Source organism: Mesobacillus selenatarsenatis SF-1 (assembly GCF_000813125.1).
Lineage (GTDB): Bacteria > Bacillota > Bacilli > Bacillales > Cytobacillaceae > Mesobacillus > Mesobacillus selenatarsenatis.
On record NZ_BASE01000031.1, the window covers coordinates 81,766 to 97,086 of the forward strand.

At 39.1% G+C, this 15,321-nt stretch carries 9 protein-coding genes; 3 read left to right on the top strand and 6 right to left on the bottom strand.

Annotated features, from left to right (window positions below; all coding sequences use genetic code 11):
• Positions 1-155: 155 nt before the first annotated feature.
• On the top strand, positions 156-1,421 hold the full coding sequence (locus tag TY49_RS07380) for an ATP-binding protein (protein WP_041965260.1): 1,266 nt from the start codon (positions 156-158) through the stop codon (positions 1,419-1,421).
• 352 nt (positions 1,422-1,773) lie between these two features.
• Positions 1,774-2,856, top strand: a complete 1,083-nt coding sequence (xerS, locus tag TY49_RS07385) for a tyrosine recombinase XerS (RefSeq protein WP_041965261.1) — start codon at positions 1,774-1,776, stop codon at positions 2,854-2,856.
• Positions 2,857-3,551: 695 nt separating this feature from the next.
• On the opposite strand, the gene TY49_RS07390 is transcribed toward xerS, so the two are convergent.
• The 5 genes from TY49_RS07390 to parE all read right to left on the bottom strand — a co-directional run bounded on the left by TY49_RS07390 (position 3,552) and on the right by parE (position 11,026).
• Positions 3,552-4,043: a staygreen family protein gene (locus TY49_RS07390; RefSeq protein WP_041965262.1), complete on the bottom strand. Its 492-nt coding sequence runs from the start codon at positions 4,041-4,043 to the stop codon at positions 3,552-3,554.
• 81 nt (positions 4,044-4,124) lie between these two features.
• Positions 4,125-4,886, bottom strand: a complete 762-nt coding sequence (locus TY49_RS07395) for a YybI family spore inner coat protein (RefSeq protein WP_369389511.1) — start codon at positions 4,884-4,886, stop codon at positions 4,125-4,127.
• An 88-nt stretch (positions 4,887-4,974) separates the two neighbouring features.
• Positions 4,975-6,402: an alanine/glycine:cation symporter family protein gene (locus tag TY49_RS07400; protein WP_041965263.1), complete on the bottom strand. Its 1,428-nt coding sequence runs from the start codon at positions 6,400-6,402 to the stop codon at positions 4,975-4,977.
• Between the two features lie 206 nt (positions 6,403-6,608).
• A complete protein-coding gene (parC, locus tag TY49_RS07405; RefSeq protein WP_041965264.1) occupies positions 6,609-9,050 on the bottom strand; it encodes a DNA topoisomerase IV subunit A in 2,442 nt (813 codons plus the stop codon).
• Positions 9,047-11,026: a DNA topoisomerase IV subunit B gene (parE, locus tag TY49_RS07410; RefSeq protein ID WP_041965265.1), complete on the bottom strand. Its 1,980-nt coding sequence runs from the start codon at positions 11,024-11,026 to the stop codon at positions 9,047-9,049. The genes parC and parE overlap by 4 nt, the downstream gene beginning before the upstream one ends.
• 440 nt (positions 11,027-11,466) lie before the next feature.
• On the opposite strand from parE, the gene TY49_RS07415 reads away from it, so the two are divergent.
• The gene (locus TY49_RS07415) at positions 11,467-12,861 is read left to right on the top strand and encodes a S8 family peptidase (protein WP_041965266.1); all 1,395 of its coding nucleotides are present in this window, start codon (positions 11,467-11,469) and stop codon (positions 12,859-12,861) included.
• A gap of 53 nt (positions 12,862-12,914) precedes the next feature.
• Here the strand turns inward: TY49_RS07415 and helD are convergent, their stop codons facing one another.
• Positions 12,915-15,242, bottom strand: coding sequence for an RNA polymerase recycling motor HelD (gene helD / locus TY49_RS07420; protein WP_041965267.1), 2,328 nt, complete (start codon positions 15,240-15,242; stop codon positions 12,915-12,917).
• Positions 15,243-15,321: the final 79 nt, after the last annotated feature.

Below are 15,321 nucleotides of genomic sequence, written 5' to 3' on the forward strand. Positions count from 1 at the left end.
TTCAAAATAATTATACACTTAAATGAACATGAATAGAATAACGAACAACCTACACTTCTACTATATTCTATAAAATGATATATTTCCTAGTGATTCCTATCCAATAAATGGTAAAATATTGCTAGTGTTAAAGAAATTTATCAGGAGCTGATTTAATGTTTGAAAAAATATTAGAATTGTTAGAGGCTGGTGGAGAAACGAGGAATATAGAATTTAAGAAAACCTACGATTGGGGAAATCCACAGCATAAAGCAAAGATCGTAAAATGTATTTTAGCTATGAGTAATACCAAAGATGGTGGGAACCTTATCATTGGCATTGATGATGAAAAACAAGGCTTAGAGAAATTAACAGGTATGGAAGAGGAGCATTACGTAAAATTAAACTATGATCATATTGTAGTTGAGGTTAATAAATTCGCAGATCCTCCTGTAGCATTCCATATGTATCCAATTGAGAATGATAAAAAGTACTTTATTTTAATGAGGATTCCTGAGTTTGATGAATTGCCCATTATTTGTAAAAGGAGTGGTGAACAAGGACTAAAAGAAGGAGCAGTTTTTTCAAGATCAAAAACAAAGCCAGAATCTGCTCTTATTAGGTCTCAATCAGAAATGAGAGAATTAATGGATCTTGCAATAAACAAGGGAATAAGACAATTCTATATGAGGGTCAGAGATTCTGGATTACATCTAGCTGACGACGATACGTCCCAGGAGAGCTATGCTAAAGAGTTAGTTGGTATTGAAGATGATGAAGTTGTCAATCTCATTATGAAAAGAGGCTATTGGAAAATTACAATAAGACCTACTTTTTATGAAGAAGATAGAATTCAAACATTGGAAAATTGTAGAAATATATTACAAGACAACAAGTTGAGTTTGAGAGGATGGGATTTCCCACACTTGAACGGTTTTTCGAATGGAAATAATTATGTACAATCTAAAGAAAATTTCGGTCAATTCAAAGAGCTATTAAGATTTTATAAGAGTGGACAATTCATTTACTATAAGTCTATGTACGAAGAGTATATGGAGGATATGTATCAAAAAAGAGTAAATGGGAAGGGATTAGAGATTATTAGTTCGCTCTATTTATTCACAGAGATATTTGAATTTGCAACAAGGTTAGCACAAAGAAAAATACTAGGAGATGAAATTACAATAAGAATAGAGTGCTATGGTATTAAAGGAAGACAACTTTTCTTCTATGAGGCAACAAGAACGCTTTTCCGTGACTATATTTCAACTATAGAGAACGAAGCACACTTAGAAATAAACGTTGCGGTTGAGGAATTACTATCTAATGGTAATACGATCGCAATTGAGCTATTAAATAATTTGTTTGAAAAGTTTAATTGGGACATTAATGCAATTCAAGGCGTGTTTATAGAAGAGCAACAAAAACTGTTAAAAGGATAATCATAAATTGAAGGTTAGGTCGTCAGTGGATTAGCTCTTTTCATAGGAGAAGGGCTTTTTTAAAAGGTATTAATCTTTTTTAAATATATTAAATTAATTCTTGGTGTTCTAACACCTTTTTAAATTGGAAGGCAGAGGGGAGGTATAGGTTTGAAGCTATACCTAAGGACAAAGGTATTTATAAAATACGAATTGTTTTCGTGTGCCCCGGTTCGAACAAAACATGGAATAGGGACCTACAAATTTTTTCTTGAACAGTTTCTCCAAGAAAAGAGGTTCGAAAACATTATTACGTAAAATATGAATTTGATGTAATATTATAATGAACATTAATTTCCTAAGGAGTAATTTGATGAAAAATAACTCTCAGTCCCAAAATTATAAAAAACTTGATTCTTTACTTAATGAACTCCCATGGTTTGTAGAAGAATATATTGATAAGAAAAAAAGAAAACTATCACCAGGCACTTTGCTTAATTACTGTCATGATTTTAAGATCTTTTTCAATTGGTTGGTGTCTGAAGGTTTTTATGATGGAGAAATAAATGAAATTCCGCTGTCATTATTTGAGACACTTACTACTCAACAAATCGAGGACTTTCTCAGCTTCTTAAAGTTCCAGTTAGACAACAGAGAAATAACCATAAATCGAAAGTTATCTTCTTTGAAATCACTGTTCAATTATTTGCAAAATGTGGCTGAAACCGAAAAACTCGAACCATATTTAACCCGTAATGTAATGGCTAAAATTGAATTTAATGATGTGTCTGAGGATCCTGAAACAATTGCAAACCGAATGGAAGGTAAGATTTTAATTGGTGACGAATATGCAGACTTTAGACTATTTGTTGCTAAGGGTTACGGTGAAATAAATAAATCAAATAAAAGGATTACTACATTTTATAATCTGAATAAGGAACGTGATACAGCTATTGTATCTTTATTTCTAGGGTCAGGTTTAAGGTTATCTGAATTAGTATGGTTAAATATAGAGGATATCGATTTTAATAAAAACTGTGTCAGAGTAATAAGAAAAGGAAACAAAGAACAATACGTATATTTTAGTGAGCAAGCAATGGCTGATTTAAAAGCATATTTAAGTGTTAGGGGTAATAAATACAATATTCCGAGAGAAAATAAAGCTGTATTTGTTGCAGCTCCTATGGGTCCTAAAGGAACCACCAGAAGACTATCAGGAAGAGCTATCGAGAAATTAATTGAAAAATACGCAATTGCTTTCGGGAAACCATCCTTATCAGTACACAAATTAAGACATTCATTCGCAACGCGGTACCATTCTGAAATAAACGATGTACCCAAGTTAAGAAGACAGTTAGGTCATTCATCAATTGAAACTACAATGATATATACACATCTGAAGAATGAGGATTTAAAGAATGCAATCAATAAACTTAATATGCCTAAAGAACAATAAAAGACTAATGTAGGTAATTTCTCTTCAAAAATTATGTATGTAGGTATATTCTCTTCAAGTTTAATCTATGTAGGCACGTTCTTTTCAAAAAAAATTTCAGTGGTTTTAGGGCAGCAACTAAGATTTTTGCTCTAAAACACTGAAATGGAAGGAATGTAGGAACATTCTCTTCATTTATGTAGGTGGATTCTCTTCAACGGACACGGGAGGAGAAGAGTCCAGATTAACTTCTCATAAAAAACTTATTTTCTAGTTTACATAACATAAATTCTAGGAAGTTGAATAAACAATTTCTAATATCGTCTCATTGACTAAGTATACTTAAATTAGTGAGACAGAATCAAAATTTTCATAAATTCACTTAATCATTATGCTTTTACAACAATTTAGATAGTAGTTAAATTCAATTTGTTTTTATTTAGTTCCATTTGCTTTGCTATTAAAAAATTCATTTTATCAATCCTCAATCCGGCTTCTGATCATTTGAGTAAAACTTACCGGACACTTTTTAAAAACTCTATTATTTCTTATATTTCCAGGTATTCATTTACAATGTCTTTAAAACATTATAATTAAAGTCAATTCAATCTTTCCTTATACTCTTTCAAATCATTTTGATTGTTTACATAACAATATTATGTCCCTTTATTCTCTATCTAGGATTGCTATCAACGAATAATTTAAGAAACACAGGTTTATGCCTGTGCTTCTTGGGTTCTTTCCTTATTCACTTTGTTAAGATACATTCTTGGCGTACCATAGTAAGCTACCTGATTAAATTCTGGGTAAATAGATGAAAACTGTACGTAAATTGGAGCATCGAGCAGCCAAGGATAATATGTGAAGAAGTTTTTATCTCCATAAACCATCGCAGTCAGTGCTAAATCCAGCTCTCTTTTGAAAATCATATAACGGATCCTCGACATATTCAGGTCGTATTCCCCGTTACTGATATACACCTTAGCATACAGCAAGTATTCACCATTGATGGTGATCCAGTCTGCCAATACTTCATCCCGCATTTCATAGTTGATTGCCTGGTAATCATAGACATTCCCCACTGCTAGAAACAGCTCTCCAGTAATATCGGAATGTGTTAAAGTATACTTTCTGCTATCTATTGGTACAAAAGCAGTTGCTGGTGGAATAAAGTTAACGCTCAATCGTTCTGGCTTGAATTTGCTCATGGCAGAAGGCTCCTTCCCGTTAAAAGAATCCTTTTCCGATATCATATGCCTCTGTGCCGCAATCCGTGACAATCGCCTATATTATTGAGACTTCAGGCTTTTGACTTCAGCGTTTATTAAATGCCATTTACCCTTTTCATATATCCATGTCGATTCAATATTAGCAATTCCATCCGCATTATATGCACCATTTATTCGCTGGATGCCTTTTAACCCATAAAGATTATCTTTTACCTTAATCGGCTTTAATGTACCAAAAGGAAGAACCATTAGCTCTGTTGGTTCATTTAACTTTCCATCCTGATATAAACCCAGGCGTTCGTACTCATCTTTTCTGTCGCTTAGGTCAAAACTGTATGATTGCCCTGTTTCTTGAATATTTATGGAAGCCTTGTAACCATCCTCAAATTGGCTGTTGACTGCAAGAGGTTCTGGTACAGTCAGATTGGTAACTTGGAAATCCTTTAAACTATATAAATAAAAATTCGATAGACCTCCACTTCCACCGGTAGGAACACTGATAAATATGTCCTTTATGGAATCGTGGTTCAAATCTTTATAAATAGTAGCGGGATCGTAACCACTATCGAGTTCAATTTTATATATTTCACCATTTGATGCTCTGACTTTTAAGAAAATCTTTTTGAAAAACTGCGCACCTTCTTCATAAGGCACTCCTTTTACATATATCAAATCCTTTTTTCCATCACCAGTTACATCGACTTTTTCTTCAGAAATCGTCACCGTTTTTTCATTAGACTCCCCTGCATATACGCCGGTAAGGGCGGTTAACGACATAAAAAAGAACGCGCTGAACGTGATTAATAGCTCCTTTTTCAACATGCATCACCTCGTTACATTTAACATCTCCAAATTTGGTAAAAAAATGCACAAAAAACCTCTCTGATCTCATCAGAGAGGTTTTTGATGATTATTTGTTCTTGGATTCTCCGTGTTTACGGTATTCCCAGGATTCAATTCCTGTTAAACCATCGATAGAATCAGCATAAAACACTGGATCTTTTCCTTGTTTTCGCTGTTCTCTATAATCCTTTAACGCTGCCATGGCGATCTTTGCAAGCAAGGTTATGGCTACAAGGTTGATTAGTGCCATTATTCCCATGAAAAGATCGGCTAAATTCCATACAATGGCTAACTCGGCAACTGAACCGAACAAAACCATTGCGATAACAGCAAGACGATAAATAAATAGAGCTGTCGGGCTTTCTTTGATGAAGCCAATATTCGTTTCACCATAATAGTAATTTCCGATAATCGATGTGAAAGCAAAAAGGAAAATAGCTCCGCCGACGAACGCTGGTGCCCAGGAACCGACATGCGAAGTCAGTGCTGCCTGCGTTAATTGTATTCCATCTAAATCAGGATTCATATATTCACCTGACATAATGATAATGAAGGCGGTTGCCGTACAAATAAGTAAAGTATCCGTAAATACTCCTAATGTTTGGATCAGGCCTTGCTTTACTGGATGGGTGACTGCAGCAGTGGCCGCTGCATTTGGCGCACTACCCATTCCAGCCTCATTAGAGAATAGGCCTCTCTTGATCCCCATCATGACCGCTGCTCCCATTCCGCCGCCAACTACTTCTTGGAAACCAAAAGCATTCTTGACAATCAGTGAAAGCATTGCAGGAATTTCGCTAAAATTCATGATCACAATGAACAATGCAAGGATTAAATATAGCACGGCCATGATTGGCACGATTATTTGTGATACAAAAGCAATCCTTTTGATGCCGCCAAAAATGACTGCGGCAGTCATAACAGTTAAAATGATTCCCATCCAAAAGCGATCGAATCCAAATGCCTGGTCAAAAGCAAGGGAAATGGTATTGGATTGAACAGAACTAAAAACGAGTCCAAACGTAAAAATAATAATGACAGCAAATAAAATTCCCAGCCATCTTTTATTTAACCCGCGTTCCATATAATAAGCTGGTCCGCCACGGTATTCATCTTTATCCTTTACCTTATAAATTTGAGCAAGAGTGCTTTCGATGAAGCTTGATGCTGCGCCTATTAACGCAATGATCCACATCCAGAAGACTGCTCCTGGCCCTCCGGCTGAGATAGCTGTCGCTACTCCTGCAAGATTGCCTGTACCAACCCTTGAAGCGAGGCTGACCGTGAATGCTTGAAATGAAGACCGGCCTCTTTTCCCCTCTGATGATACGGTGGCTGGATCTTTTAAGACCTTGAGCATTTCAGGAAAGTATTTGAATTGAACAAACCTGGTCCTGAAAGTGAAATATGTACCCAGTACTACGAGGACAGCAATTAAGATATAGCTCCACATGTAGTTGTTTAACTCAGATATAATGTTGTTGAAAATCTCCATATAAAACTCCCTTTACTTGTTTTTGAATAAAGTTATTTAAATATAGTTTTTAATGTACCAAAAATGCAGTCGATTCACAATGGTACTTGACTCCCAAAACCAGCTTTGTTCTAAATAGTTTGGAAGTTATCCATTTTTTACCCTAATTTTGGTGATGAAAACAAAAAAAACACAGGAAGTATCCTGTGTTTTTTTAAAAAACTTTATCACTTGGTGCCTGTTTCTTGTTTTTGTTCACTTTTCCAGATAGATATAAACTTCCCTGTTTCACTTTCATCTACTAGGAAAGAGCCATTTGTATAACGATCGCTAAATCTTAATTCTGAAGCTTTTACTGATACAATTTGCTGTTTTTCAGACTGGAAGAAAACTTCATCTTCGTTATGAACAGCCTCCACGCCAATAATTCGGTGAGGGTTTGCTTTCAGTTCTCGCAGCATCACAACACCGCGTTTTGCGCGGGAAGTCTTCTCGAACTCTGACAGCTTCATTTTCTTAACGGCACCTCGCTGTGTAGCGATGACGATAGAATGGCTTTGGTTGTTGTCAATAATTTTCCCGCCGACAACATAATCTCCATCCTTCAGGTTCATTCCCTTAACGCCTGCTGCCCTAATTCCAATTGGACTGATTTCTTCTTCGCTGAACCATAAAGCATAACCGAGATGTGAAGCAAGGAATAAATCCTTCTCCCCATTGGTTACATGTATGTCGATGACTCTGTCGTCACCTTTGACATTGATTGCAGTTAGCGGCTTGGAGTAACGCTGGGCTTTATAAAGGCTTAATTCAGATTTTTTCACCATACCATTCTTTGTCACAAATAAGAAGAATAAACTCTGTGCGAAATCGGTGACTGGAACAGCTTTGATGATTTCTTCATCCCGGTCTAACGGCACAAGATTTGCTACATGCTGACCAAGGTCTTTCCAGCGGATGTCCGGTAGTTCATGGACAGGTAAGTATAAGTAGCTGCCTTTATTCGTGAATAACAGCAAGACATCAGTTGTATTCATATTCAACTGTGATAACAGTCTATCCGTATCCTTCATCGCGAAATCCTGACCATTGGATGCGGCATAAGATCTTTGGCTTGTCCGTTTCACGTATCCATCCTTCGTCACGGTCACAATGACGTCTTCACTTGCTATTAGGACTTCAAGGTTAATCTTGATTTCCTCAATCTCTTCCTCGATTTTTGTCCGGCGATCATCTGAGAAACGCTTTTTGACATCCTTCAGTTCCTTTTTAATGACAGATAATAGCTTCTTCTCACTGCCCAGAATGGCGGTAAGTTCCTCCACCTTCTTGGCAAGCTCTTCCGCCTCGGCTTGAAGGGCAGTAATATCAGTATTTGTCAGACGATATAGCTGTAAGGATACAATCGCCTCAGCCTGAACTTCGGTGAAGTCGAATTTTTTGATCAAGTTATCCTTGGCGTCACGCTTATCTTTGGAAGCACGAATCGTTGCGATTACCTGGTCAAGTATCGATAAAGCTTTTATGAGGCCTTCAACGATATGTTGGCGGTCCCGGGCTTTTTGAAGGTCATATTGGGTACGCTTAGTTACAACATCCTTCTGGTGGTCAATATAAGCATCTAGCATCTCAGCAAGTCCCATCAATACAGGTCTTTTCTTATTGATGGCAACCATATTGAAGTTATAGGTAATCTGCAAATCACTGTTCTTGTAAAGATAGTGCAAAACACCGTTTGCGTCTGCTTCCTTCTTCAATTCAATGACAACACGAAGGCCGGTGCGGTCTGTTTCATCACGCACTTCCGAAATGCCTTCCACTTTACGGTCGAGACGGAATTCATCTATCCGCTTGACCAGGTTAGCTTTATTGATTTCATAAGGAATTTCCGTGATGACGATCTGCTGTTTGCCTCCACGGATATCCTCGATTTCAGCTTTGCCGCGAACAATAATCTTACCTTTACCAGTCTTGTATGCCTTGGCGATTCCTTCGACACCCTGTATGATTCCGCCCGTCGGAAAGTCCGGCCCCTTGATCACTTTCATCAGATCTTCAACAGTGCATGCTGGGTTGTCCATCCTCATGATGACCCCATCAATCACTTCCGCTAGATTATGTGGAGGAATATCAGTCGCATAACCCGCTGATATTCCGGTAGACCCATTAACCAGCAAATTAGGGAACATCGCAGGAAGCACCGTAGGTTCACTTGAGGTGTCATCGAAGTTCGGAATGAACTCGACGGTTCTTTTCTCGATATCCCTTAACAGTTCACCGGCGATTGCTGACAATCTTGCTTCTGTATAACGCATCGCAGCTGGCGGATCACCGTCAATGCTTCCGTTATTCCCATGCATTTCGACAAGGTAGTTCCGCACTTTCCAATTCTGGCTCATACGGACCATTGCTTCATATACAGAGGAATCACCATGCGGGTGGTAGTTACCAATTACGTTTCCGACTGTCTTGGCTGATTTCCGGAAGCCCTTTTCATTTGTATTGCCTTCTACATGCATAGCATACAAAATCCTGCGTTGAACAGGTTTGAGTCCGTCCCTAGCATCAGGAAGTGCACGTTCTTGGATAATATATTTACTATAGCGCCCGAAACGGTCGCCCAGTACGTCTTCTAAAGGAAGGTCACGAAATTTTTCTACTGAACTCATTCGTCAGCAACCTCCTCTGCAACTGAGATATTTTCATTTTCAAGGATGTTTCCATCTTCCTCAAGGCCGAATGCCACATTCGATTCAATCCACTTCCTGCGTGGTTCAACCTTATCTCCCATAAGGGTCGTTACTCTTCGCTCCGCTCTTGCTGCATCGTCAATACGCACGCGGATCAAAGTCCTGGTCTCCGGATCCATCGTCGTTTCCCAAAGCTGGTCGGCATTCATTTCTCCCAGTCCTTTATAACGCTGAATTATATAGCCTTTACCGACTTTCTTCATCGCGCCCTTCAGCTCTTCGTCGCTCCAGGCATATTCGATGATTTCTTTTTTGCCGGTGCCCTTGCTGACCTTATATAACGGCGGCAGGGCAATGAATACCTTACCCGCTTCGATCAACGGCTTCATATATCGGTAAAAGAACGTCAGCAATAGTACCTGGATATGGGCACCATCAGTATCAGCATCCGTCATGATCACGATTTTGTCATAATTGATATCTGCTACGTTGAAGTCTGACCCAACTCCGGCACCAATCGCATGGATGATCGTATTGATTTCTTCATTTTTGAAAATGTCCTGCAGCTTTGCTTTTTCCGTGTTGATGACTTTACCGCGCAATGGGAGCACAGCCTGGAATTTCCTGTCGCGCCCCTGCTTGGCAGAACCACCAGCAGAATCACCCTCCACTAGGTAAAGTTCATTCTTCGCAGGATTCTTTGATTGCGCTGGAGTCAGTTTGCCGGATAGTATCGCATCTGATCTCTTTCTCTTCTTCCCGCTTCTTGCGTCCTCGCGTGCTTTCCGGGCCGCTTCACGTGCCTGGTAAGCTTTGATGGACTTGCGGATCAGCAATGTACTGATATCTGGATTTTCCTCAAGGAAATAAGAAAGGTGCTCTGAAACGACTGAGTCTACGGCAGATCTTGCTTCACTTGTCCCCAACTTTCCCTTTGTCTGGCCTTCAAACTGAAGCAGCTCTTCAGGAATTCGCACAGAAATGATGCCTGCAAGACCTTCTCGGATGTCAGCTCCATCAAGGTTCTTATCCTTCTCCTTGAGCAAGCCAACCTTGCGGGCATATTCATTAAATACACGGGTCATCGCTGTTTTGGAACCCGCTTCATGTGTACCGCCATCTTTCGTGCGGACATTGTTGACGAATGACAGCACATTCTCTGAGTAGCCATCATTAAATTGAAATGCAAATTCAACTTCTATTTGGCTGTATTCGCCTTCGAAGCTAACAACTGGATGCATCACATCTTTTTCTTCATTCAAATATTCAACGAAAGCCTGGATCCCAGTCTCAAAATGAAAAATATCCTTAACATCATTGCGCTCATCGATTAACTCAATTTTCAATCCTTTTAGCAAAAAGGCAGACTCTCTAAGACGTTCCGAGAGTGTATCATAATTATATGTTAGGGTAGAGAAAATTTCAGGGTCTGGTTTAAAGTGGATTGTCGTACCTGATTGGTTTGTTTTTCCGATCTTTTCGAGCGTCGTCACTGGTTTCCCGCCATTTTCAAAACGCTGTTCATAGACGAAGCCATCACGTTTGATGGTTACAACCAGCCATTCTGATAATGCGTTTACAACAGAAGCACCTACACCATGAAGACCTCCGCTTGTTTTATACCCGCCCTGACCAAACTTTCCGCCTGCGTGCAAGACGGTAAGGATAACTTCAGGTGTCGGTTTGCCAAGCTTATGCATTCCGGTAGGCATACCTCTCCCTTTATCCTGGACGCTGATGGAATTATCTTTATGGATTTTGACGATGATTTGATTACCGTAGCCACCTAGTGCTTCGTCTACCGAGTTATCAACGATTTCGTATACGAGGTGATGAAGTCCCCGTGTATCCGTGCTGCCAATATACATACCCGGCCTTTTGCGAACCGCTTCAAGACCTTCAAGTACCTGTATGGCATCATCATTATAATCAAAAGCTTGCTGATTTCTTGCCACGAACATACCCCTTTCATTTCTTGCAAACAACATTGACGGTTTTTATGTATAGTGTCAATGATTTCGTTAAGTATTCGTCTTTTCTGATTTAAAAGATTACGTGCAACGTATCCTTTTATCAGCATCAGAACAATTGTTCTCTTAGTTATTTTACCATAAGAATGGCGTCTATGCTTAATTGTAGCGATTAATTGGGATTTGGCAAACGGATTTCAAGAATTACTTGGAATTTTGTCATAAAAATTCGGTTATTTGGAGACTTATGTAAAGTTTTCATGTCCTTTTTTATACTATTTTCGGATGATTCAAAATCATTTCTTAGAATATTCGTCTTATCCGCCACTTTTTACAATCCTCTAAACTCCCAGAGATTTCCGCCGTTAATTTTTTAAGATGTACTGCAACATAAGAACAAATACATTTATGGAGGACTTTTAATTATGAGAAGAACGAGGGTAATCTTTCTTGGATCGGCATTAATCCTTCTTCTTGCCCTTACTGCCGGTGGAATATTCAGGAATGATACTGATAAAAAAGAGCTTGGGGCCAGAATCCATTCATCAGGACAACAAGTTATGATGGCTCGGTCTATGGCAAAGGTGAATAACGTGAAGATGGGAGAGAAGATCAAAAACCAACTCGATACACAAGAAGAAGTCACTCTAATTTTTCATAACAAGAAGGATACAAGCCACTATTATGATCATGAAGCTACAGTTGATTTTGTAAAAGAACCAAGTGTGGAGGAAATAGACGAAATTACACGAGATATTAAAGGCTGGGTCATCAAGCATCTAAACTCAATTTATATTTTCAGGTCAACAGTGATGGAAACACCCGAAATGATTGAGTACTTTAATCAGAGAAAGAATATCGAGTATTCTGAGCCTAATTTTATCTTAATGCAAAATGAAGTGAACGGACCTAATGACCTGCTTTACCAGGAGAATTATCAATGGAATTTGCCAGTCATTGGTACGGAACAAGGGTGGAGGGTAACCCGTGGAACGGAAGAAATTGAAATAGCGATTGTTGATACTGGTGTTGATTTGGACCATCCCGATTTAAGGAACCGGATTGTTAAAGGCTATAATGTCATCAATGAGAAAGCTGATCCTGATGATGATAATGGGCATGGTACCCATGTAGCCGGAATTATTGCTTCGGAAACAAATAATAACGAAGGTGTTGCCGGCATGACATGGTTCAGTAAAATCATGCCAATAAAAGCGATGGGAGCAAAAGGCTACGGTACTACTTTCGATATTGCTAAAGGGATTGTCTGGGCTGTTGACCACGGTGCAGATGTCATCAATTTGAGTCTGGGCAATTACCAGCCTTCGAAGGTTCTGGAGGAAGCAGTCCGTTATGCCTATAAGAAAAATGTTGTCATGGTGTCTGCTGCCGGTAATGATGGTTCAGATCAGCCGACCTATCCTTCGGCATACCCAGAAGTATTGAGTGTAGCTGCTGTAGATTATAAAGGGAACAGAGCAAGCTTTTCAAACTACGGAGATTATATTGATATTGCTGCACCAGGTGTTTATATACCTAGCACCTATTTTAATGAGCAATATGCTGCCCTTTCAGGTACATCGATGGCTGCTCCACACGTCGCCGGTCTAGCAGCATTGATCAAATCAGCTAATCCAGATTTGAAAAGTTCGCAAGTTATCAAGATCATTAAGAATTCCGCAATTGACCTTGGTGAGCAAGGAGAAGATATTGAATATGGAAATGGCTTAATTGATGTAAATTCAGCACTGCAGGAAGCGGCTAAAAAGCAACCCAACATCAGCAATCAAGACAAGTCTTTGTTCAAGTGGTTCAAGTGATCGGTACAAACCTAAAAAAAAGCCGCCATTAATATTTTGGCGGCTTGTTGCTGTTATACCAGATTATATAATTGTTCATCAACATCATCCAGAAGCGGACTAAGCTCTACCTCGGAAAGGATATATAACTCATGCATTGCCCTTGTACATGCTGTATATAACAATTTCCTTTCTTCCGTTCTTGTGTAAGACGATGAATTGTAAATGATCACCGCGTCGAATTCAATGCCTTTTGCGAGATATGTCGGTACAACATTTACACCATTTTCAAATGTCATTGTCCCTTTTTCGATCAATCTCGCATCATGCGCTTTTTTGACTCCCTCGAAAGCAGATTTGCTCTCTTTAGCAGTTTTGCAAATAACAGCGATGTTTTTATGTCCTAATCTCTGCAACTCGGAGATAAGTTCATTTGTCTTCAGAATATGGTCGCTGCCTTCACTGCTCGTGACGATTACTGGCTTTGGTCCAGTACGGTTGAAAGGCTCGATCATATCTCCGCCCTCGATCAGTTGGCGGGTAAATTCAACAATTTGCTTCGTTGACCGATATGTCTTGGTAAGCCTGTATTGTTCCTTTTCTCCAAAGTCAAGAGCTGACTCCGCCAGGATCGTTTGGGCACCTGTTGGTCCAGAGTAAATCGCCTGGTTTATATCGCCAAGCAAAGTCATCTTACTGTATGGAAACAGCATTTTAATATATGCAAACTGGAAAGGAGTATAGTCCTGGGCTTCATCAATGAAAACATGGCGAATGGATGTATTCGATTTCCTGCCTTCAATCAAGTCTTGTAGGTACAGAAAAGGAGTTGCGTCCTCATATGCAATATATCTGTTTTCCAAATTACTGATTGACTGTTCACATGTGGCGGCCCAATTTTTAGGAATGGCTTCGGTTTTGGAATGAGCTTCTTTAAAGAAATTCATGTATATGGCTCTGATATTAATGAATTTCAACCTTTTTACTGCATTGAACAATGGCTTGAAACGCCTCTTGACTACCATTTCCGAAAGCCACTGCTGCTCACGGTCATAATCATGGAACGTATCATGTGCTCCACCCTGTTTTTTCTGGCTTTGCTTAAATGACTCCAGATAATCTTCCTTTTCAAGGAATTGAATCTCCTTTTCCACCCACTCCTGTGACATTTCCGCTTTTGCTTTTTTCTTAAGTCCCTTTAACAGCCATTCCTTAACAAGCTGAATTCTATTTGGAATTGAAATACTGTTATCAAGTGAATCATAGTATGCTGCTATGTCTTTCTTTGAGATGATTGCCCGTTTATTTAAGCCTAAGCTTTTAAAAACAAGCGTTTCCGTGGCTAATTTCTCAGCGTATTGATCCAATAATTTTTTAAACTCTAAACCTGCCTTAAAACGAATGCTATCAATCCTGTCAAAATAAGCATCATTTTTTTCTGCTTCTAGCAGGAATTCCATTTGTTCAAAAGGATCCTCTAGTTCATATTCAGCGCCAAACCGTGTTGAAAGATACTCCTGGAATGTTGCCTGCTGCATATTTTCCTCTCCAAGCTCTGGTAAAACCGTAGCAACATAGCTATTGAAGAGAGGATTGGGTGAAAATAACATGATATTTTCCGACGTGATGATATTCCTGTACTTGTAAAGTAAATATGCGACGCGCTGCATGGCAGCTGATGTTTTTCCGCTTCCTGCCACACCCTGGACGACAACAAGGCTGCTTGAGTCGTTGCGAATGATTTGGTTCTGTTCCTTCTGGATTGTTGCCACAATGGTTTTCATTTGGGTATCGGCATTGTTGCCCAGGACTTCCTGAAGCATTTCGTCACCAATGGTAACCCCGGTTTCAAACATTGCTTTGATTTTACCACCCTTAATGACAAACTGGCGCTTTAGCTCCATCGATCCTTCGATAGAATCTGTTTCTGTTTTATATTGCGCCGGACCGGGTGAATAGTCGTAATACAGACCGGATATCGGTGCTCTCCAGTCATAGATCAGGAAGTTTTCTTCCTGTTCATCCATTAGAGTCGCAATTCCTAAATAAATTCTCTCGATCCCATTTTCTCCATCTTCTTTAAAATCGACTCTGCCGAAATAGGGAGAAAACCTGAGGTGAGATAATGTCTGAAGCTGTTTGACCATTTGGGATTGTGTCCGTTCACGCTCGGATAAAAGCGCGGCCTGTTGCTTAATACTCGTGAAGGTTTCCGCTACATCATCAGCTTCGTCAAAGTTGACCGTAACATCCTCCCAAAAGGTTTTTCTGATCTGAAGAGCATCTGAGCCGACATCACTTGAACTTTCATTCCATTTCGCTGCTTTTTTATCAATTTCCTCAATGATGGAATCAACACGTTCCTGTTCCATTTCTAAATCTTTAAGCTGCTTTTCTTCCATGAAAAATCACTCCCAAACTCAATGCTCTTTTACTTGACTGTGATTATTATTTGTGATAATGTTAAAATAGAATTATTGT